The 19,535-nt window shown below is 70.8% G+C and carries 21 protein-coding genes; 10 read left to right on the top strand and 11 right to left on the bottom strand.

Annotated elements, in window-relative coordinates; translation table 11 throughout:
- Nucleotides 1-84: 84 nt before the first annotated feature.
- A complete protein-coding gene (locus DU484_RS05630; RefSeq protein ID WP_114605340.1) occupies nt 85-594 on the top strand; it encodes an MOSC domain-containing protein in 510 nt (169 codons plus the stop codon).
- Here DU484_RS05630 and DU484_RS05625 read toward each other — a convergent pair.
- On the bottom strand, nt 591-1,241 hold the full coding sequence (locus DU484_RS05625) for a rubrerythrin family protein (protein ID WP_114605339.1): 651 nt from the start codon (nt 1,239-1,241) through the stop codon (nt 591-593). The genes DU484_RS05630 and DU484_RS05625 overlap by 4 nt on opposite strands.
- A gap of 185 nt (nt 1,242-1,426) precedes the next feature.
- Between DU484_RS05625 and DU484_RS05620 the strand changes: the two genes are divergently transcribed.
- The 3 genes from DU484_RS05620 to DU484_RS05610 all read left to right on the top strand — a co-directional run bounded on the left by DU484_RS05620 (nt 1,427) and on the right by DU484_RS05610 (nt 4,588).
- Nucleotides 1,427-2,572, top strand: coding sequence for an MBL fold metallo-hydrolase (locus DU484_RS05620; RefSeq protein WP_114605338.1), 1,146 nt, complete (start codon nt 1,427-1,429; stop codon nt 2,570-2,572).
- Between the two features lie 74 nt (nt 2,573-2,646).
- Nucleotides 2,647-3,480 carry a hypothetical protein gene (locus DU484_RS05615; RefSeq protein WP_114585193.1) on the top strand — a complete coding sequence of 278 codons (834 nt, stop codon included), beginning with the start codon at nt 2,647-2,649 and terminating at the stop codon, nt 3,478-3,480.
- Nucleotides 3,481-3,532: 52 nt separating this feature from the next.
- On the top strand, nt 3,533-4,588 hold the full coding sequence (locus DU484_RS05610) for an isocitrate/isopropylmalate dehydrogenase family protein (RefSeq protein WP_114585192.1): 1,056 nt from the start codon (nt 3,533-3,535) through the stop codon (nt 4,586-4,588).
- Here DU484_RS05610 and DU484_RS05605 read toward each other — a convergent pair.
- Nucleotides 4,585-5,085 carry a hypothetical protein gene (locus tag DU484_RS05605; RefSeq protein WP_114585191.1) on the bottom strand — a complete coding sequence of 167 codons (501 nt, stop codon included), beginning with the start codon at nt 5,083-5,085 and terminating at the stop codon, nt 4,585-4,587. The genes DU484_RS05610 and DU484_RS05605 overlap by 4 nt on opposite strands.
- Nucleotides 5,086-5,200: 115 nt before the next feature.
- Here DU484_RS05605 and DU484_RS05600 point away from each other — a divergent pair, with 115 nt between their 5' ends.
- The 3 genes from DU484_RS05600 to DU484_RS05590 all read left to right on the top strand — a co-directional run bounded on the left by DU484_RS05600 (nt 5,201) and on the right by DU484_RS05590 (nt 10,040).
- A complete protein-coding gene (locus DU484_RS05600; protein ID WP_114585190.1) occupies nt 5,201-6,847 on the top strand; it encodes a potassium channel family protein in 1,647 nt (548 codons plus the stop codon).
- A 60-nt stretch (nt 6,848-6,907) separates the two neighbouring features.
- Nucleotides 6,908-9,193, top strand: coding sequence for a PAS domain S-box protein (locus DU484_RS05595; RefSeq protein ID WP_114605337.1), 2,286 nt, complete (start codon nt 6,908-6,910; stop codon nt 9,191-9,193).
- A gap of 217 nt (nt 9,194-9,410) precedes the next feature.
- Nucleotides 9,411-10,040, top strand: a complete 630-nt coding sequence (locus DU484_RS05590) for an alpha/beta hydrolase (protein WP_114585188.1) — start codon at nt 9,411-9,413, stop codon at nt 10,038-10,040.
- On the opposite strand, the gene DU484_RS05585 is transcribed toward DU484_RS05590, so the two are convergent.
- The 3 genes from DU484_RS05585 to DU484_RS20305 form a co-directional block, all read right to left on the bottom strand.
- Complete coding sequence (locus DU484_RS05585) at nt 10,037-10,993, bottom strand: dienelactone hydrolase family protein (protein ID WP_114585187.1); 957 nt, start codon at nt 10,991-10,993, stop codon at nt 10,037-10,039. The genes DU484_RS05590 and DU484_RS05585 overlap by 4 nt on opposite strands.
- Before the next feature lie 67 nt (nt 10,994-11,060).
- A complete protein-coding gene (locus tag DU484_RS05580; RefSeq protein ID WP_114585186.1) occupies nt 11,061-11,441 on the bottom strand; it encodes a cupin domain-containing protein in 381 nt (126 codons plus the stop codon).
- A 38-nt stretch (nt 11,442-11,479) separates the two neighbouring features.
- Nucleotides 11,480-12,019 (bottom strand): DUF1684 domain-containing protein, encoded by a 540-nt coding sequence (locus DU484_RS20305; protein WP_245957291.1) that lies wholly within the window; start codon nt 12,017-12,019, stop codon nt 11,480-11,482.
- A gap of 117 nt (nt 12,020-12,136) precedes the next feature.
- Here DU484_RS20305 and DU484_RS20300 point away from each other — a divergent pair, with 117 nt between their 5' ends.
- The 3 genes from DU484_RS20300 (at nt 12,137) to DU484_RS05565 (ending at nt 14,777) form a co-directional block, all read left to right on the top strand.
- Entirely contained in the window at nt 12,137-13,285 is a 1,149-nt protein-coding gene (locus tag DU484_RS20300; RefSeq protein ID WP_262342865.1) for a sensor histidine kinase, read from the top strand.
- Between the two features lie 58 nt (nt 13,286-13,343).
- On the top strand, nt 13,344-13,667 hold the full coding sequence (locus tag DU484_RS05570) for a DUF5789 family protein (RefSeq protein WP_222844879.1): 324 nt from the start codon (nt 13,344-13,346) through the stop codon (nt 13,665-13,667).
- A 108-nt stretch (nt 13,668-13,775) separates the two neighbouring features.
- Complete coding sequence (locus DU484_RS05565) at nt 13,776-14,777, top strand: lysylphosphatidylglycerol synthase domain-containing protein (RefSeq protein WP_114605334.1); 1,002 nt, start codon at nt 13,776-13,778, stop codon at nt 14,775-14,777.
- Here DU484_RS05565 and DU484_RS05560 read toward each other — a convergent pair.
- Genes DU484_RS05560 through DU484_RS05535 form a run of 6 tightly spaced genes read right to left on the bottom strand, consistent with a single transcriptional unit; the run spans nt 14,668 to nt 19,446 of the window.
- Nucleotides 14,668-15,339, bottom strand: a complete 672-nt coding sequence (locus tag DU484_RS05560; protein WP_114605333.1) for a DUF7261 family protein — start codon at nt 15,337-15,339, stop codon at nt 14,668-14,670. The two genes, DU484_RS05565 and DU484_RS05560, sit on opposite strands and share 110 nt — an antisense overlap.
- Entirely contained in the window at nt 15,336-15,740 is a 405-nt protein-coding gene (locus DU484_RS05555) for a DUF7262 family protein (RefSeq protein WP_114605332.1), read from the bottom strand. Before DU484_RS05555 ends, DU484_RS05560 begins: the two co-directional genes overlap by 4 nt.
- Nucleotides 15,733-16,404 carry a DUF7263 family protein gene (locus DU484_RS05550; protein ID WP_114605331.1) on the bottom strand — a complete coding sequence of 224 codons (672 nt, stop codon included), beginning with the start codon at nt 16,402-16,404 and terminating at the stop codon, nt 15,733-15,735. Before DU484_RS05550 ends, DU484_RS05555 begins: the two co-directional genes overlap by 8 nt.
- Entirely contained in the window at nt 16,401-16,844 is a 444-nt protein-coding gene (locus DU484_RS05545) for a DUF7266 family protein (RefSeq protein WP_114605330.1), read from the bottom strand. The genes DU484_RS05550 and DU484_RS05545 overlap by 4 nt, the downstream gene beginning before the upstream one ends.
- Nucleotides 16,841-17,548, bottom strand: coding sequence for a DUF7289 family protein (locus DU484_RS05540; RefSeq protein WP_114605329.1), 708 nt, complete (start codon nt 17,546-17,548; stop codon nt 16,841-16,843). Before DU484_RS05540 ends, DU484_RS05545 begins: the two co-directional genes overlap by 4 nt.
- A complete protein-coding gene (locus DU484_RS05535) occupies nt 17,545-19,446 on the bottom strand; it encodes a type II secretion system F family protein (protein WP_114606715.1) in 1,902 nt (633 codons plus the stop codon). Before DU484_RS05535 ends, DU484_RS05540 begins: the two co-directional genes overlap by 4 nt.
- Nucleotides 19,447-19,535: the final 89 nt, after the last annotated feature.

Here is a 19,535-nt window from a genome sequence, read left to right as displayed (position 1 = left end):
ATAATTCCGTCGGTCGTCGAGAGGCCTATCGTCGCACGACGACATCGGGCGAACCGTTATGGCTCACGCCGCCCCAGCGACCGCATGGCGCGAGTCACGGACATCTTCGTCGCGGACGCGGGGTCGGAGCCGATGCGATCGGTCGATCACGTCGAGGCCGTCGCGGGCGGCCTCCGCGGCGACCGGTACTGCGAGGGCCGGGGTCACTACACCCCTTTCGACGTCTGCGAGGTGACGCTGATCGCCCGCGAGGACCTCGAACGGATCGACGAGGAACTCGGCCCCTCGCTCGCGGCCGGCGAGCACCGTCGCAACCTCGTCACCGAGGGGGTCGACCTCCACGACCTGCTCGACCACCGCTTCCGGGTCGGGGAGGCGACATTGAGGGGGACGCGGCCCCGCCCGCCCTGTGCGCACGTCGAAGAACTCGCCGAGGTGGAGGGCGTCGCCCGCGCCCTCGGCGACGGACGGGGCGGCATCTGTGCGGAGGTGCTCGACCCCGGCGACATCACCGTCGGCGCCGAGGTGGTGGATCTGGGGTCGACCGACCGCACCGACGAGACAATCGGACGGCTGCGCTCGGAGGAGGACTAACAGACCGGCGCGGGGTCGACGCCCATCCCCCGAAGCGTCTCGGCGTACTCGTCGTACGCGATCCGGACCGTCTCGACGGCGGCGTCGACGGCCCGCTCCCAGTCGGCCTCGCTCTCACAGCACGTCTCGAGGAGTGCCGCCCCATCTTCGACGAGGGCGTCGGTCTCCGCCCGGAACTCGCGGACGGTGTCGGCGGCGGCTTCGTCGGCCTCGTTGACAAAGAAGTTGATCACCTGCAGGAGCGAACGGGAACTCACGAGGGGGCGGGCCACGAGGCCGGCGGCGACGCGTTCGGGCGTCGAGTCGAGGGGGCGGAGGTGGGCGTGCAGGGGGTCGGGGTCCGGATCGACCGCGACGTCGGCCTCGGCCTCGGGGTCGTCAAGCAGTGCCACGACCTGCTCCGCGTGGTCGTGTTCCGTCGCCGCGACTCCCTCGAAGGCCGCGCGGGCGTCGGCGTCGGCCTCGTCGTCGGCCCACGCCTCGAACGTCGCGGCGGCGCGGCGCTCGGCGGCGAGCGTCGCGGACAGAACGTGCTCGCGGTCCAACTGCGCCGCCGTCGTCGCCACGAGCGCCTTCTCCGAACCGAGGCGGTCGAGTTCCGTCGCCGTCCGCTCCCGAACCGTCTCGACGAGCGTGTCGCCGTCCATACCGGTCCTTGGAGCGGGGCGGTCGTTATACTGTCGACGGCGATGCCGTCTGCTCGAGGGACCTCGTTCCTCGCTGTCGACGGCTTTGCCGTCTGCTCGAGGGACCTCGTCCCTCGCTGTCGACGGCTTTGCCGTCCCGCTCTCCCCGACCCCACGCTTAACGCCGACGGGGGCGTACGACGAGTATGGCTACCGACACCGACCGGGCGGGGAGCCTCACGCCCGCGGCCCTCCGCCGCCGTCTCGCCGACGGCGATCCGGTGACGATCCTCGACGTGCGCGACCGCACCGAAATCGAGCGCTGGCGCATCGAGGCGCCCTCGATCACCTACCACCACGTCCCCTACGTGAAGTTCGTCGCCGCTGGCGTCACCGGCGGCGTGGCCGACCTCCTCCCGGCCGACGTGCAGGAGCCCGTCGTCGCCGTCTGTCCCCGCGGCGAGGCGAGCGCCGAGGTGGCCGACCAGCTCGTCGCCGCCGGCGTCGCCGCCGAGAACCTCGCCGGTGGAATGGAGGCGTGGGCGCGGCTGTACGACCGGATCGAAATCGCCGCGGACGCCGACGCGACGGTCTACCAGTACCGCCGTCCCGCGAGCGGCTGTCTCGGCTACGCCGTCGTCGCCGACGGCGAGATGGCGGTTATCGACCCGCTTCGAGCCTTCGCCGACCGCTACGTCGACGACGCGGCCGAACTGGGCGCGACGCTCACCGACGCCGTCGACACGCACGTCCACGCCGACCACGTCAGCGGCGTGCGGGCGCTCGCGGCGCGGGGCGCGACGCCCGTGTTGCCGGCGCGGGCGGTGGAGCGCGGCGTCGCCGACGGGGCGGACTTCCGGACCGTTCGGGACGGCGACGAACTCGCCGTCGGCGACGCGACGCTCCGGGCCGTCGCGCTCCCCGGACACACCACGGGGATGACAGGGATCGCGGTCGGTGACACCCTCCTCACCGGCGACAGCCTCTTTCTCGACGGCGTCGCCCGGCCGGACTTGGAGGAAGACGCCGACCCCGAGGCGCAGGTCCGGGACCTGTATACGACGCTGACCGAGCGCCTGCGCGAGTTCTCCGACGACACGTTGATCGCGCCCGGCCACACCGACGCGGGCGTCGAGGAAGGGACCGCCGTGGCCCGCCTCGGCGACCTGCGGGACCGGCTGTCCGTCTTCGGGATGGACGACGAAGCGTTCGTCGAGCACGTGACTCACGTGGGCGCCGAACCGGCCAACGCCGACCGCATCGTCGCCATCAATCTGGGCCACGAGTCGGTCGACGACGACGAAGCGTTCGAACTGGAGCTGGGGCCGAACAACTGCGCGGCGGGTGGGTGACCGGCCACGCGGTCGGTCAACGAATCGTCTGAGCCTTCTGAAGGCACTTATCCGACGGCGCCGAAGCGCCGCCGATGCACCGACGTGCGTTCGTCGCGAGTGCGGGAGGAACGCTCGCCAGTGTGGCTGGCTGTCTCGGGTGGCGACGGAGGTCCGACGGGCCACCGCCGGAGGACGAACCGACGGGAACGGCGACCCCGACGCCGCGGTCCGGCGAGCCGGCCGCCGGCGTGACCGTCGACGCCCTCCGCCTCCAGTACGGCGTCGTGACGCCGATGTCGCCGGACTCCATCGGCGTCTCGAACACGGACACGCCGTATCTCGTCGCCTCGGTTCGCGTCGACGGCCCGCTCTCGCGGGACGAATTCGGCCTCCGGATGGGCGACGTGCGGTACTCCCCGACCCGGATCGACCGGCTGTACCGGACGGCGTGGGGCGACGACCACTGGTACGAGCGGGGGCGGGACGACGGACTGGTGCTGTTCGAGGCACCGCCGGCGCCGACGAAACACCTTCGATTGACGTGGCCCGGTGGCGAGCGACCGGTCGGCGAGGATATCGTGACGCGGATCGACGCGTCCGCACCAGCGTTCTCGGCCACGCTGGACGTGCCGAGCAGGTACGGTGGATCGACGGCCCCACCGATCACCGTCGAGGTGGCGAACGAGAGGTCGACGGGGAGCCGGTTCCTCGGGGCGCTCAACCGCGGCGGTCCACAGGTCGCCTCCATACCGGTCGCCCGGGTGAGCGAACTCGTGCCGGCCGGCGAGCGAACGACCGTCACCGTCGCCGACTCGTGGAGCGGGCTGCCCGACGACGAACACGTCGGCGACGACGAGGCGGACGTGACCTACCGGCTGTACGTTGCCGGCGGCCAGGCGTCGGCCGAGATTCGGCTCGTGGAGTAGTACCGCACGGCGAGCCCGCACCCTTTATGACCACACCCCGACACCCACGCCCATGTACGACGTCGCGGTCATCCCGGGCGACGGCATCGGGAACGAAGTCGTGGAGGCGGTCGAACCCCTCCTGATCGACGTGGCCGACGGTCACGGCGTGAACGTGGAGACGACGTGGTTCGACTGGGGGAGCCAGCGCTACCTCGACGAGGGGGCGCTCATGCCCGACGACGGACTGGATCAACTGGAGGACTTCGACGCCATCCTGCTGGGTGCCGTCGGCCACCCCGACGTCCCGGACCACGTCACCCTCCGGGGGCTCCGACTCCCCATCACGAAGGGGTTCAACCAGCACGTCTGTAAGCGCCCCGCGTACCTCTTCGAGGGCGTCCAGAGCCCCCTCCGGGGCTACGAGGGCGGCGACATCGACTTCGTGGTCTACCGGCAGAACACGGAGGGCGAGTACGCGGACGTGGGCGGCCGGGAACACCGGGGCTTCGACAACGAGGTGGCGGTGCAGGCGTCGGTGTTCACCCGCGAGGGGACCGAGAAACTGCTTCGGCCGGCGTTCGAGGCGGCGAGCGAGCGCTCGGGGCACCTGACGAACGTCACGAAGTCGAACGCCCAGGCCCACAGCATGGTCTTCTGGGACGACATGGTCGAAGAGGTGAGCGAGGACTACCCCGACGTGGAGGTGGAGCGACTCCTCGTCGACGCCGCGAGCATGGACATGGTCCGCCGGCCGGACGAGTACGACGTGATCGTCGCCTCGAACCTCTTCGGCGACATCCTCACCGACATCGGCGGCGGCATCATGGGGAGTCTCGGCCTCGCGCCGTCGACGAACATCAACCCCGACGGCACCTACCCCTCGATGTTCGAACCGGTCCACGGCAGCGCCTTCGATATCATGGGCGAGGGCGTCGCCAACCCCCTCGGCACCGTCCTCTCGGCGTCGCTCATGTTCGAGCACCTGGAGGAGGCGGCGGTGGCCGAGGCGCTGTGGGCGGGCGTGGCCGACCAGTTGGCCGACGCCGACGCGCCGCGGACGGCGGACATCGGCGGGAGCGCGCGGACGGTGGCCGTGACCGACGACCTGCGCGACCGGCTCGTCTAATCGGCCACGACGGCGGCGACGATGCCGGCGGTCTGTCCGATGCCGACCAGCGCGAGGCCGGCGAGGGTCGCCGCCGATCCGACGAGGGGACCGAGGACGTAGACGACGGCCCCGAGCGCCGAGCACGCGCCGCCGGCGAGATAGGCGCGGGCGGGTCGCGCGCCGCGACGGCCGGTGTCCCACAGCCCGGCGGCGGGCAGGAGCATCCACCCGACGACGGCGGTCCAGAGGAGTCGCTCCGAGGACAGGACGAGGCCGGCGGCGCCCGCGACGGTGAAGACGAACCCGGCGACGATGATCCGCCGCCAGACGAGGAGGGCGCCGGAGCGCATGTCGGTCCACGAGAGCGCGGCGAAGGCGAGGAGGAGCGTCGCCATGACGACGTGGGCGATGAGGAGCGTGCGCGTGGCGACGGCGTCGAGGTGCGCGGCGGTGACGAACGACCACGCGAGGGGGACGAGGACGACGGGGCCGTTCTCGCGGAGGCGACGGAACACGGACGCCGATGGGAGCCGGTTGGGTAAAAGTCCGGGGGCGGTTGCCGAGACGGTGATTCCGACCGCGTGAGCGCGGCCGGAATGGTATAACTACCACGGGCGTGAACGACGCCCCATGCCGCTCCGAACGCGCCGGACCGTCTACTATCTCGCGCTGGTCGTGGCGACGACCATGTTGTTCACGCTCCTCTACAACGTCGGGATGGCGACCTGGGAGGGTCGACCCCAGCCCCTGTATCGCTCGCTCGAAGTCGTGATCCAGAGTTTCACCACCACCGGCTACGGCGAGGACGCGCCGTGGCGGACGCCACAGATGAACCTCCTCGCCATCACGATGCAACTGGCGGGCATCGGCCTCATCCTCACCGCCGTCGACGTGTTCGCGGTGCCGTGGCTCCGCGACGCGCTCACCCCGAGCGCCCCGACGTCGGCGCCGGACCTCCGGAATCACGTCATCGTCTGTGAGCACACCCCACGGACGGACGCGTTCGTCGCGGAACTCGACGCCCGCGACCGGGCGTACGTCCTCGTCGAGGTCGACGAGGAGCGGGCGGGACGGCTCCACGAGGACGGCTACCGCGTCGTCCACGGCGACCCCGAGTCGACCGACGTGCTCCGGGCGGCGGGCATCGAGTCGGCGCGCGCCGTCGTCGCCGACGCCGCCGACGACACGAACGCGAGCATCGCGCTCTCGGCGCGGGACGCCCGGTCGGACGTGCGCGTGATCACGCTGGTCGAGGACGCGTCCCTCGCCCGCTACCACCGGGCCGCAGGGGCGGACGAGGTGCTCTCGCCCAGACAGCTCTTGGGCGAGAGTCTGGCGCGGCAGGTGCCGACGACGGTGACGGCCGACGTGGCCGACGGAATCGAAATCGGCGACGTGGACGACGACTTCGAACTCGTCGAACTCACCGTGGCGGCGGACAGCGACCTCCACGGGAAGACGTTCGGCGAGGCACGCCTGCGCGAGCGGTTCGGCGTGAACGTGATCGGCGCGTGGTTCGACGGCGACTTCCGGACGCCGGTCGGGATGGACGAACGGCTGGCGGCGCGGACGCGCCTCCTCGTGGCGGGCGAGTCGGCACGGATCGAGGCGCTGGGGGCGGCGACCGCCTCGACCGTTCGGCGGTTCGGCCCGCAACGGATCGTCGTCGCGGGCTACGGCGACTCCGGGCGCGCCGCGGCGGCCGCACTCGCGGACACCGGTGCCGAATTGACCGTCCTCGACGCCGCGGAGGCCTCGGACGTGGACGTGGTGGGCGACGCGCGCGACCCCGAGAGGCTCGATGCGGCGGGTATCGGGACGGCGTCGGCGCTGATCGTCACCGTCGGCGACGACACGACGGCCATCTTCGTGACGCTCATCGCCCGCGAATTGAACTCGGACCTCCACATCGTCGTGCGGGCGAACGAGGAGGACGACGTCCAGAAACTGTATCGCGCCGGCGGCGACTACGTGCAGTCGCTGGCGACGATCAGCGGCCGGATGCTCGCCTCCACCGTCTTCGAGGACGAGGAGGTGCTCGCGTACGACAAACAGATCAACGTCGTTCGCCTGCCGGCGGGGTCGCTCGTCGGGAGCACCATCGCCGACGAGCGGGTACGGACGGAGACGGGCTGTACCGTCGTCGCCGTCGTCAGGGAGGGCGCGACCATCACCGACATCGACCCCGAGGCGTTCACCATCGAGACGGGCGACGAGGTGATCATCGCCGGCACCGACGAGGCGACCACACAGTTCGAGCGAACGTTCGGCGTCTGAACCGGCCGCTCGCGCCGCGAGAGCGATGGCTTGAATGGCCGACGGGTCGATACGCCGTGTATGTCGAAGCGGCGGGTACTGTACGTGGGCGACGGAGGGGGCGAAGCGGTCGAGGACCGCTTCGCCGAAGCCGGTGCCGAGGGACGGACGGCGGCGACGGCCGCGGAGGCGCTCGACCGGCTATCGTCGGAGGCCATCGACGGCGTCGTCGCGTCGACCCCGCTCCCCGACACGGACGGGATCAATCTCCTGAAACGCGTCCGTGCGTCCCATCCGAATCTCCCGTTCGTTCTCTTCCCCACGGAGGGGTCGGAAGCGCTCGCCAGCGAGGCGATCGGTGCCGGGGTCACCGACTACGTTTCGGGATCGGACGGCGACCGAGACCGGCTGGTCGAAAGGGTCCTCGACGCGATCGAACCGGTGCCGGATCGCCGGGCCGAACGGGTCGTCGACCTCGTCAGAACGGTCCAGTCGGCGCTCGTGCGGGCACGGACGGCCGAGGACATCGACGAACAGGTGTGTGCGGCCATCGTCGAGACGAAGCCGTACGCCTTCGCCTGGATCGGCGAGTACGACGGGAGCGACGGGCAGGTGACGCCGCGGGCGTCGGCCGGGTTCGAGGCGGGCTATCTCGAATCCATCGACGTGACGGCCGACGGCAGTCGAACGAGCCGAGGGCCGACGGGTCGGGCGGTCGAGAGCCGAGCCATCGAGACGGTCCAGGACATCTCGACGGCGCCGGAGTACGAGCCCTGGCGGGCCGAGGCCCTCGAACGGTCCTATCGCTCCAGCGCCGCGATTCCGCTGCACCACGACGACACGCTCTACGGCGTGTTGAACGTCTACGCCGACCGGACGGGGGCGTTCGATCCGAAGGAGCGGGCGCTGCTGGCCGACCTCGGCGAGACCATCGGACACGCGTACCACCGCGTTCGGATGCAGGAGCTGTACGAATCGCAGTACCGACAGCTGTTCGAGGAGGCGCCGGTGATGGTGGCGCTGACGCGCGATACGGACGACGGGCCGACCATCGAGGACTGCAACCGGCAGTTCGCGGCCAAGCTGGGCTGGTCGCGCGAGGAGTTCCGTGGGTGCCCCCTGACGGACGTGTACACCGAGGAGGCGACGCGAAAACTCCTCGACGGCGACGGCTACGAGCGGGCACTGGCCGGCGAGTTCGTGACCACCGAGCGGACGCTCCGCACGCGAAACGGCGACCGACTGGAGACGCTGTTGCAGGCGACGCCCCGACGGAACACGGACGGCGACGTCGTGGGGACGAACGCCCTCTTTGTCGACCTGACGGAGCGCAAGCGGGCGGAGGAGGTGATCGATCAGGCCGAGGCGATGGAAGCCTCTATCGACGGCATCGGCATCATCGACAAAACGGGCGAGTTCGTCTACGCCAACCGGGCGCACGCGGACATCTACGGCTACGACGGCCCCGAGGCGTTCGTCGGTAACACCTGGCGGATGCTCTACGAGGCCGACGAAATCGAGCGGTTCGACGACGAGGTGATGCCGGCGCTCAGGGCGGGCGAGGAGTGGCGGGGCGAGGCGACGGGCGTCCGCGCCGACGGGAGTACCTTCCCACAGGACCTCTCGCTCACTCCCCTCTCGGACGGCGGCTACATCTGCGTCGTCCGCGACATCACCGAGCGCAAGCAGTACGAACGACGGCTGGAGGGACAGCGCGACAACCTCGAAATCCTCAATCAGGTGGTGCGCCACGACATCCGCAACGACCTGCAGGTCGTCGTCGGCTACGCAACCGTCCTCCGGGAGTTCGTCGACGACGAGGGGCGCGAGCACCTCGAACGCGTGATCGCGAGCGGGCGCGACGCCGTCGAAATCACCAAGACGGCCGCCGACGTGGCCGAGGTGATGCTCAGCGCGACGACGGAGACGAAAGCCGTCGGGCTCAGATACGCCCTCACCGACCGAATCGACGAAGTCGCGGAGACACACGCGAACGCCATCCTGACGACCGAAGGGACGATTCCCGACGTGGAAGTCCCCGCCGACGACATGCTGGGATCGGTGTTCAAGAACCTGCTCACGAACGCCGTCGTCCACAACGACGGCCCGGTCCGGGAGGTGACCGTCTCGGTGACCGTCGACGACGACACCGCCACTGTTCGGGTCGCCGACAACGGCCCCGGCATTCCCGACGCCCGCAAGGACGCCATCTTCGAGGACGGCGAGAAGGGCCTCGACAGCGAGGGGACCGGTCTCGGCCTGTATCTCGTCGAGACGCTGGTCGACCGCTACGGCGGCGACGTGTGGGTCGAGGACAACGAGCCGACGGGTGCGGTGTTCGTCGTGGAACTGCCCGTCGTCGGCTGACCGCGGCCGTGGTGACACCGATGCTACCTGATATCCCCACCGTCGGGGAACGCCTATTTCCGTCGGGGGCCTACGAGTGATGGAGGCACCCGAGGCGTCGGTCCGGGTGGACCGACGCCGACCGAACGTTCCAACACAATGTACGACACAGCCAGCAGCCACCACGCAACGGCCGCCGCGAGCGACCCACGAGTGACCGCCGACGGGGAGAGCTGACGTGAGCGGACCACACCAGGGCCAGCCGCTCGTGACGGCTGGGACGCCCCTCGACGAGGCCGAGGCGGCCGTCGTCCTCGTCCACGGCCGCGGCGCGACGGCACGGAGCATCGTGGGGATGGCCGAGCCGTTCCACCGACCCGGCGTCGCCTACCTCGCGCCGCAGGCGAACCGCAACACGTGGTATCCCAACCCGTTTACCGCGCCGGTCGAGTCGAACGAGCCGGGGCGGACCTCGGGCTTGCGGGCCATCGCGGACGCCGTCGACGAAGCCGGGATTCCGACCGAGCGCGTCGTGCTCCTCGGCTTCTCGCAGGGCGCGTGTCTCGCCAGCGAGTTCGTCGCCCGCAACCCCCGTCGGTACGGTGGCCTCGCCGCCCTCTCCGGCGGCCTGATCGGCGAAACCGTCGACCCCGCGGACTACGAGGGCGACCTGGAGGGAACCCCCGCCTTCTTCGGCTGTAGCGACGTGGACCCCCACATCCCCGAGGAGCGCGTCCACGCGTCGGCCGACGTGTTCGAGCGACTGGGCGCCGACGTGACGAAGCGACTCTACCCGGGCATGGGACACACGATCAATCAGGACGAGAGCGAGTACGTGGCGGCGATGGTCGCCGACCTGCTCGATTAGTCCTCCTTCAGGTTCTCGTCGAGGAATCGCAGCGTCTTCGACCACGCGTCCCGCGTGTCGTTCGGGCGGAAGCTCTCGCCGCTCGGGTTGGCGAAGGCGTGGTTCGCGCCCTCGTAGACGTAGATTTCGCGTTCGACGCCGAGCTCGCCGAGCGTCCGGTCGAACTCGCGGACGTTCTCGACCCCGACGACCTGATCCTCGGAGCCGAAGACCCCGAGGACGGGTTCGTCGATCCGCTGGAGCGTCGACTCGTTGGTCGTGAGCGTGCCGTAGTAGATGACGGTGGCGTTCAGGTCGGCGTCGCTGAGACTCAACTGGAGGCTCTGGCCGCCGCCGAAACACCAGCCGAGGCTGGCGACGCGGTCGGTGGTGTCGGCGCGCTCGCGCAGCCCCGAGACGGCGCTGCTCATCTTCGAGACGGCCACGTCGGGATTCTCGCGGACCTGACCCGATAGCCTGGCCGCCTCCGAGGAGTTCGCCGCCACCTCGCCGTCGTAGAGGTCGACCGCGAAGACGACGTAGCCGTGGCCGGCGAGGATCTCCGCCATGTGCTCGATGTTCTCGTTGAGGCCCCACCACTCGTGGATCATGACGACGGCGGGGTACTCGCCCTCGGCGGCGGGACGAGCGAGATAGCCCGGCGTGCCGTCGACGGTCGTCCGTTCGGTCGTGATGGGTGCGAGATCCTCCGCACCGAAGATGTCGGCGTTGCCGCCGGAGGTGACGGGTTCGCAGGTGCCGTCTTTCTCGATGGCGCCGGGCTGACAGCCCATGTGTTCGGTCGGTGTGTACGTCGCCTCGGCGGTCGGGGTCGGGGTCGTCGTCGCCGTTTCCGTCGGCGTGTCGGTCGGCGCCGCAGTCGGCGTCGACGTGTCGCCGCCGATGACCCCCGAGCAGCCGCTCAGGAGCACCAGCGCGGCGACGAGGACGGGTGCGAGTCGCGTGAGTGACATTTCGTGTGGGGAAAGAAACGGGTCGGGAAAACGGTTCCGCCGGTCACGACCGACCGACCGCGGCCGTTCACTCGTCGACCAGTTCGATCCCCGCGTCGCCGTTCGGCACCATGCAGACGAACGAACTCTCGGCGTCGCTCTCGTTTCGGAACCAGTGGACGGTGCCGGCGGGGATGAGCAGGGAGTCGCCCTCGGACACCGTATGTTCCTCGTCCTCGATGCCGACGACGTACTCGCCGGCGACGGTGTGGACCTCGTGTTCGACGGCGTTGGTGTGTTTCGGCACCTCGGCGCCGGGGTCGAGTCGGTAGCGACGCATCCGGAAGTTCGGCGCGCCGTCTTTCTCGTCGAGGATCACGGCCTTGCGCACGCCGTCGGCCTTCGACAGTTCCGCGTAGTCGGCGTCGCCGGCGCGCTTGATCACGGGAGACGGCTGCTGTTCGCTCATGCGTTCGACTCGTCCGGTCACCCATATAATGGTTCGTCCTACGCGTGGGGGTCGCGTTCCCCGGCCGGCACGACCGTCTCCAGCCAGTTCTCCTCGGGCGGAAGCGGACAGGAGAAGGCGTCGCTGAAGGCACAGAACGGCGTGTACGCGAGGTTGAAATCCAGCGTGACGCGGTCGCCATCGGTCAGTTCGCGGTCCGGGGCGAGTTCCATGTAGCGGCCGCCGCGGTAGGTCTGCTGGCCGGTCGTCTTGTCGCGGAAGGGGACGAACACCTCGTCGTCCCGGCCCTCCTGTCGGTAGCCGTGGAGGGTGTACGACTCGCCGTCGAGCGCGAACTCGAAGGTGACGACGCGGAGATAGCGGACGGTCCGGTCGTCGCTCGTCTCCATGTCGACGGGGGCGGGATCGTCGTGGACGGTGACGGTCGCCTCGACGCGGTAGTCGGGGTCCGGCTCGAAGTAGTCGAGGCCGTCGAAGTCGTCGCGCTCGTCCGGGGGGATGGGGGAGCCACGCTCCTCGGCGAAGACGCGGTCCTTCTCGGCTCGGTTCTCGCGGAGTCGCTCGGTGTAGTCGGTCACGGCACGACTACGTCGTCGACGGTGTTCAGTCCGACGATGGAGTGTGACGAGGACCGTATCAGACGTGATAATCCAATCAATTCGTTTATAGGATGGCCCGTCGAGTGTGGGCACGGAATGGTGTCGAAAGGCGACCTCGGAGTGAGCTATCTCGTCGCCGTGGGGGTCGTGCTGTTCGGCGTCTTCAGCGGGGGGATGCTCCTGCCGGTCGAGGCCGCCCGTTCGCGCTCGCTTCTCGGACTGAGCATGGGGATCATGATCGCCGGGAGCTTCCTCGTCACCGGCATCGGCCTGGCGCGGAGCACGCTCGACGACGAGCGCGTGTGGCGCGTCGCCGGGTGGTCGACGCTCGGGCTGGGCGTGCCCACGCTGCTCGCCGTCCTCGTGATCGTGCTTCTCCCGTCGATGCTCAGGGGGATCGGGTGGCGAAGCGTCGTCCTCGTCAACATCGCCGCGGGCGGCGTCGTCGGCGTCCTGGTCGGCTCGCTCCTCGAACTCCGCGCCGAACACGAACGAACGCGGACGCTCAACCAGCGCAACACGGTCTTTCTGCGGCTCTTTCGACACGACATCCGCACGAGCGTCAACCTCATTCGTGGCCATCTCGACCTCGTGGCGAGCGCCGGGGAAACGCCGCTCGAATCCGCCGACGTGATCCGCGACCACCTCACGCACATCGAGCGCCTGAGCGACGCGGCGAACCGCCTCGACGACCTCGAATCGATGACCGAGACGGAGCCCATCGATTTCGGGGCGCTCGTCCGTGATCGGGTCGACACGATACAGCGCTCGACGAACGCCGTGACCGTCGAGACGGACATTCACCCCGAGTCGTACGTTCGGGCGAACGGTCTCCTCACGTCGGTGGTGGACAACTTGCTTCGGAACGCCGTGGAACACGGGTCCACGAGCCATCCGTCGCCGTCCGAGGCCGACCCGTGGATTCGGGTGACCGTCCGCCCGGACGGCCCTGGGGACACCGTCGTGCTCCGGGTCGAGGACGACGGACCCGGCTTCACCGACACCGAACTCGCCGTCCACGCCGACGCCGAGACGACGGAGACGGCGCTCCGACACAGCGACGGGGTCGGCCTCTGGCTCGTCCGGTGGATCGTCGACGCCTACGACGGCGAGTTCACCGTCGAGAACGGCGACGACGGCGGGGCCATCGTGATCGTCCGGCTACCGACGACCAGCGACGAACCGGCGACGAATCCGGAACTGGAGTCGCCGCCCGAGTCGGTGCTGACCCCACGAGCGAGGTGATCGCCGGCGACACCGAGGCGACGACGATCATATATCTAAAAATACATAATGTTTTTTGATGTTTGATGCGTGCGTCGAGACACCGATGCGTTACTCCGAGACGCACCAGCTGTTCGACCAGGCGTGTGACTTCCCGACCGAACACCGGACTGTCGTCGACCGGCTCGGGGACGTGGTGTTGACGACACAGTCCGGCGACTCCGTTACCGTCGAGGAGGTGCTGGAACTCACCGACGAGACCGATTATCGGTCGGCCGACGACCTCTACACCTCGTTGCTCGCCAACCTCGACGACGAGTTCGTCGGCGTCAAACACTACGACGACCGGTCGGGGTCGACGCCCGGCGAGGAGTCGGTCCGGGGCGACCCCGACCGGCTGTGATCGTCGCCCGCGACGCGTCGGCGCTCCCTGCCTGCGGCGGTTCGGCGCGTTGACCGTGCGAACCGCTCGATCAGCAGATTCATCCCACCGTCGACCCGTGTTCGCGGCATGCACAAGCGGGTCCGGTTCCTCCTCGGCGTCGCACTCGGCGGCGGCGCCCTCCTCCTGTACGCGTGGTCCGTGGGCGTCGGGGGCATCGTCGACCGGGCACGGACCGTCGCGCCGTGGGCGCTGGGCGCGCTCGTCCTCCTCGTCGTCGCGGAGGGCGTGGCCGACGGGATCGGGTTCTGGGCGTCTGTGCGCCCGCTCGGCGGCGGTCTCGACCCGCTCCGGAGCGTCCAGTTCGCGCTCGCCGGCGACTTCTTCGACATCGTGAGTCCGGCGGGGGCCGCGAGCTCCGAACCGATCATGTCCCGGTTCATCAGCGTGGCGACGGGGACCGGCTACAGCGAGGCGCTCGGCGTCCGCGGCGTGGCGAAATACGTCAAGGCGGCCGGGCAGATCCTGCTGTCGAGCGTCGTCGGGGTCGCCGTCCTCCGTGGCGACGCCGCGGGCGTCCTGCGGACGCTCGTCGCCGGCGTCGTCGCGGTGCTCGCGGTCGGCGTCGTCGCCGTCGCCGTCGGCGGCCGCCTCGCCCGCCTGTCGGTCGCGGTACTGACGCCCGTCGCCGCCGCCGTCTCGACGGTCGTCCCGGGCGTCGCGGCCGACCGCGACCGCGTCGCCGACGCCGTCGACCGCTTCCGGTCCCGGGTCGCGGAGTTCGGGGACCGGCCCGCGCTGGTCCTCTTGATCGTCCTCGGCGGACTCCTCGAACAACTGCTCGTCGCCGCGGCGCTGTGGACGCTCCTGACCGCGCTCGGGACCCCCGTGGCCTTCCTCCCGATCCTCGTCGTCGTGCCGCTCCCGCAGGCCGCGACGGTCGTCCCCGTCCCGGCGAGTCTCGGGGCGTACGACCTGCTCCTCGGCGGCGCGCTCGTCGTCACGACGGGCGTCGCGAGCGTCACCGCGGCCACCGCCGTCCTGCTCTTTCGGACCACGAGCCTGGCGTTCGGCCTCTCGACCGGCGGGCTGTGTGCCGCGTTGCTTCGCGGCTGGCGACCGGGGGTGTGAGCGACGCGGCGGCCGACCGGCGGTCGGCGATTACCCCCCGAACCCCCCGGATCACGACCGTCGCGGTCGCCGTCCCGTCCGGTCCCCGAACCGTCACGTCGAACGCGACGGCGACGAGGGCGGTCGAGTTGGCGCGCGTCTGCGTGACGACGCCGTCGTCGACCGCACAGGTGTCGAACGCGCGACCCGGTCCCCCGGGGCAGTCCGTGCGCGCCCAGTTCCGGGCCGCGGAGGCGTTCCAGTCGATGGCGACGGTCACGCCCCGCCCCGTCCCGGACGATTCGAGCGTCGTCACCGTCGAGTTGAGGCGGTCGGTCGCCAGCGCCGCGACGGTTCGGTGGCTGTCCGGATCGGTGCCGTTCGCCACCGCGACCGTCGTGTCGGCGACGGCGCGTTCGAGCGACCGCGTGGCGTCGTCGAGCGACTGCGTGGCATCGGTGTCGGCCGCCTCGCCGGCGACGCCGACGGTCAACTGGGCGTAGGCGAGGAGCATGGGAACCAGCGCGGTGACCACCACCGCCGCCGCGAGCAGGACGAGTTGACCGCGACGCCGCCCGCTCATCCGTACCACACCCGGATCGTGACCGGACCGTAGCGCGTCGGAACCGTCGTCGAGCCGACGGTGGCGGTCGGGGGCTGGGGGTAGCCGACGGAGCCGTGGGGCGTCCGCACCCGAAAGAGCACGTCGGCGGGGAGCAGATCCGTGAGCCGCTCACGGGCCGACCGACGAGTCGCGCCGAACGACCCCTCGGAGCGAGCGAGTGCGGCCAGCCGGGAGTCGCGCCCGCCCGCGGTCGGCTCCGAGGCGAGAGCGGTCGCGGCGTCGTCGGCCAGCGTGTCGAGTTGGGGCGTCGACGGGGACGGTCCCGTCGAGACGACGGTGAAGCCGGCAGCCACACCCATCACGAGGACGACGCCGACGACGGCCTCGACGACGGTCAGCGAGAGTTGCCCCCTAGGCATCGACGGTCACCGCCAACGTGTGCGTCTCGACGGAGGGCCGGCGGTAGGTCACGACGACGCGCCCGGTGGCGTTCGCGCCGGCCCCAGTTCTGACCGTCGTCGGCTCGTATCTGGAGAGGTGGACGGTGGCGTTCGCATCCAGGCCCGCACCGTCGTACAACACGACGCGCCCGTCGGCGCGGACGGTGCGGACGGTGGTGTTCTCCCCGGAGTCGACGGCGACGGTCGCCCGCCCAATGCCCCGCGGAACCCGTACCGTCGACCCACGGGAGAGGTTGACCACCCGCCGCACCGACTCCGAACGGGAGACGACGGTTACCGACCGCCGGACGGTGACGCCACCAACCGGGTTGCCGCGCTCGGCGACCGCCTCGCCGTCGAGGGTGATCCGGAGGGCGGCCCCCTCGGCGGGCGGAGCGAGCGCCTCGACACGGCTCGCGTTCAGCGCCTCGACCGCAGCGGCGTCGAGCGCGTTCGCCCACACCGACGTCGGGGAGTCGGGGGCGACCAGACGGTCGGCGACCGAAGTCGCGGCGTGTCGGTCGAGAGGGTCGCGGTCGGCGCCGGCGAGCGCACCGTCGGCGACGCCGACGCCGACGACGGTCGCCCCGGTCACGAGGACGAGCGCGAGGACGAGCGCGACGAGGTTGGTCTGGGCCCTCACGACAGGATCACCCGCACTCGGCCGCCGGTGGCGCGCACCCGGACGACGGTTCGGTCGTCGCTCTTCCACGCCCCCTCGACGGCGACGACGCGCTCCGGCAGTGCGAGCGGGACGCGCCCGGAGAGGGCGGGGTCGGGGTGGTCGAGGACGAGGGCGCCGTCGACGGTGCGGATCCGGTACGTCGCGCGATCGATGGTGTCGGGAAGGGCGACGGTCCGAGTCACGTCGACGGCGCTCGCTCGCCGCGGGACGGACGCCTCGATGCGGTCGGCGGCGGTCGCGAGGGTGCGGTCGCTCACCTCCGCGGCCGCAGTCGTGCGGTACTCGGGGAGGACGCCGCCGTGGAGGGTGGCGACGAGCGACGCGACGTAGAGGAGAACGATCAGCGCCTCCAGCCCCTTGCCGACGACGGGCGCGAGGGCGCGGTCCCGGTCGCTCACCGCCCCACCTCCAGGTGCAGGTCGTGGACGAAGACGTACGCGTCACGAGCGTCGGGGAAGCGCGCGACGACGCTCGGCACGTCGTCGTCGTCCAGGGAGCGGCGGGTCGTCGTCGCGCCCACGTCGGCGAACCACCGCTCCCAGACGGCGGGTGTCCGCGTCTCGACGGCGACGGCGTAGCCGCCACCGGTCAGATGTCGGCGGTCGTGGGTCACGTTCGTCCGCAGGGTCACCGTCCCCGGGCCGGCGACGGCGACGGCGGGGGCGTCGAGCGTCGACACGTCGAGAAAGAGCGTCCCGTTGCGGACCGCCAGCGACGGCGGTGCGTGGAAGACGGCGCCGGTGCCGGTGCCGCGGACGGTTGCGCCGCCGACGTGCCGGACCCGCCGGTCGCCGGCGGCGAAGACGAGTCCGCCGGCCGCTCGCTCGAACGCGATTCGGTTCCCGACGAGCACCCGAACCGAGCGCTCGACGGTGCGAAGTCGGCCTTCGTGTAGGGAAAGGGTGTGCTCGTGCGGGCCGTACCGTTCGGCGTCGAGGGCGGCGTCCATCGACGCCGCGGCGCCGCGGGCCTCCGCCTCGCTCGCCCCTTCCTCGACGACGGAGCCGACGGCGACGGTCAGCGCCGACATGCTCACCACGGTCACCGCCAGCAGGATGGCCACGCCGACGGGCGCCGACTGCGCGCGGTTTCGGGGAGTCATATCATCCCCGTCGCCACGAAGACGGCGTGACAGACGACCACGAGCGCCCCGGAGTGCAACAGCGCCTCGTAGCGGCCGCGGCTGGCGGTGCCGGCGAACCACCCCGAGGCGAGCATCGTCGCCTGCGTGACGACGTAGAGGCGATAGCGCTCGCGGTCCAGGTCGATGGCCGATCCCTCGATGATGTAGCCGGTAGATCCGCGGATTGAGGCGAGTTGCTCGAAACCGTCGAAGACGTGGAGGCCGACGGCGACGGCGATGCCGACGACCAGCAGAGCGGTCGTCCACCCGACGGCGACGTAGGCGAGCAGGTTGGCGCGGAGTTGGCGCTTCTCGTGGTAGAGTCGACCGATCTCCGTCTGGAGCGTATCGAAGACGGTGCCCGCGTCGCTCCCGGAGTCGAGCGCCCCGGTCACCAGGCCGACGGTCTGTTCGGCCAGCGGCGTCCCGACCGTCTCGACGAAGCGTTCGAGCGCCGCGGTACGGACGTTCTCGTCGAGGCCCGTCTCCGGGGAGGTGAACCCGAGGTTGAGCGCGAGGTCGGCCACGTCGGGGTCGAGTGGCCCGAAGTCTACGTCGCGGGCGACGAGTTCGACCGCGCGGGGAAAGGGACGGCCGAGGTTGACGTGGCCGGAGACGGCGTGGACGAAGTCCTTTATCTCGCGGTCCTTGGCGTCGTCGAGGCGGGCGCGACGGATGCCGACGATGCCGACCGGGAGGGCGTAGGCGGCGTAGCCGAGGAGCGCCACGTCGGCGGGCGGGGAGCCCACGGCGTCGAGGGCGGCGGCGACGGCGACGGCGGGGAGGAGGGCGACGACCGCCGCACTCGCGGGGTTGGTGGCGGCCGTGGCGAGCGTTGCGAGCGCGCCGGACGGGCGGTCGTACTCGACGGTCTGCCCGGGCGGGCGAAGCCCCCCGACGACGATGCTCGCGCCGAGGCCAAGACCGAGGACGAACAGGGCGCTCGCGTAGACGACGATGGCGCGGGCGGTGGTCGTACCGAGCGGCGTCGCGACCGGTTCGGAGAGGGCCGGCGAGATGATGGCGAGGACGGTGAGTACGATGACGAGCAGCGTCGGCAGGACGAGCAGAACCATGAACACCTCCGAGAGGAGTTCGAGGAGGCCGGCGGCGCGCTGGCGGGCGCGGTCCTGTCGGTGGGCGAGCATCCGACTCTCCATCCGGAGGTAGTTCGCGAGTTCGGCCTCCCCCTGCTGGGCGTGTTCGCTGAACTTCAGGAGGAAGGGCGCGAGCAGTTCCCGCGAGGGCGTATCGCGGGCGATGCGTCGGAGGCCTTCGTGGAGGCTCCCGGTGAGGACGGCGGTGTTCAGCACCTTCCGGATCGACACCGCCGTCTCGCCGTAGGGGTCGGTGGCGGCCACTTTCCGGAGCATCGTCCGGTGGCCGTCGCTCCCCGAAGAGAGGACGTGCAGGTAGCGGACGGCGCCGGGGAGGGTGCGCTCGATGTCATTTCGGCGGGCGGTCGCCAGCCAGCGCAGGTAGCCGCCGCCGAGGCGGACGGTCGCGGCCTTCGCGAGGCCGCCGACGGCGACGCCCACGGCCGCGACGACGACGGTCACCGACGGGGCGGGGAGACCGATACCGGCAAGCGGGAGGGCGTCGCCGACGGCCGGGAGCGGGAGGCGGTCACCCACCGTCACCGCGACGGCGACGGCCGGGAGCGCCACGGCGAACGCGACGGCCCACGAGAGCCCGTAGACGCGGGCGAGATACACGTCGAAGCTGAGACGGAGGTCGGTCCCCCGGTAGCGCTTGCGGTCACGGACGTGCCGGCTGTCGTCGGCGTGGCGGGCGAACAGGGCGTAGAGGACGCGGTCGAACGACGACGCGTAGCCCGCCGAGGGCGACTCCGCCGACGGAACTGTCTCGACGGGCATGCCGCCGTCCGCCCGGGGGTCGTCCGTCGTCACGAGCCACCCCCACGACGGCGGGCGACGACTCGGGTCCGGTCGGGCATGGCGCGAGG

The sequence above is a fragment of the Haloplanus rubicundus genome, assembly GCF_003342675.1.
Classification (GTDB): Archaea; Halobacteriota; Halobacteria; order Halobacteriales; family Haloferacaceae; genus Haloplanus; species Haloplanus rubicundus.
This window is presented reverse-complemented; position numbering and strand designations above follow the sequence as displayed.

Coding starts and splice junctions, on each gene's coding strand:
- DU484_RS05555 (WP_114605332.1), bottom strand. CDS start 15,740: ATGCCTAGGGGGCAACTCTCGCTGACCGTCGTCGAGGCCGTCGTCGGC.
- DU484_RS05615 (WP_114585193.1), top strand. CDS start 2,647: ATGCACCGACGTGCGTTCGTCGCGAGTGCGGGAGGAACGCTCGCCAGT.
- DU484_RS05535 (WP_114606715.1), bottom strand. CDS start 19,446: ATGCCCGTCGAGACAGTTCCGTCGGCGGAGTCGCCCTCGGCGGGCTAC.
- DU484_RS05580 (WP_114585186.1), bottom strand. CDS start 11,441: ATGAGCGAACAGCAGCCGTCTCCCGTGATCAAGCGCGCCGGCGACGCC.
- DU484_RS05620 (WP_114605338.1), top strand. CDS start 1,427: ATGGCTACCGACACCGACCGGGCGGGGAGCCTCACGCCCGCGGCCCTC.
- DU484_RS05625 (WP_114605339.1), bottom strand. CDS start 1,241: ATGGACGGCGACACGCTCGTCGAGACGGTTCGGGAGCGGACGGCGACG.
- DU484_RS05600 (WP_114585190.1), top strand. CDS start 5,201: ATGCCGCTCCGAACGCGCCGGACCGTCTACTATCTCGCGCTGGTCGTG.
- DU484_RS05565 (WP_114605334.1), top strand. CDS start 13,776: ATGCACAAGCGGGTCCGGTTCCTCCTCGGCGTCGCACTCGGCGGCGGC.
- DU484_RS20300 (WP_262342865.1), top strand. CDS start 12,137: ATGGTGTCGAAAGGCGACCTCGGAGTGAGCTATCTCGTCGCCGTGGGG.
- DU484_RS05540 (WP_114605329.1), bottom strand. CDS start 17,548: ATGACTCCCCGAAACCGCGCGCAGTCGGCGCCCGTCGGCGTGGCCATC.
- DU484_RS05610 (WP_114585192.1), top strand. CDS start 3,533: ATGTACGACGTCGCGGTCATCCCGGGCGACGGCATCGGGAACGAAGTC.
- DU484_RS05630 (WP_114605340.1), top strand. CDS start 85: ATGGCGCGAGTCACGGACATCTTCGTCGCGGACGCGGGGTCGGAGCCG.
- DU484_RS05595 (WP_114605337.1), top strand. CDS start 6,908: ATGTCGAAGCGGCGGGTACTGTACGTGGGCGACGGAGGGGGCGAAGCG.
- DU484_RS05585 (WP_114585187.1), bottom strand. CDS start 10,993: ATGTCACTCACGCGACTCGCACCCGTCCTCGTCGCCGCGCTGGTGCTC.
- DU484_RS05570 (WP_222844879.1), top strand. CDS start 13,344: ATGTTTGATGCGTGCGTCGAGACACCGATGCGTTACTCCGAGACGCAC.
- DU484_RS05560 (WP_114605333.1), bottom strand. CDS start 15,339: ATGAGCGGGCGGCGTCGCGGTCAACTCGTCCTGCTCGCGGCGGCGGTG.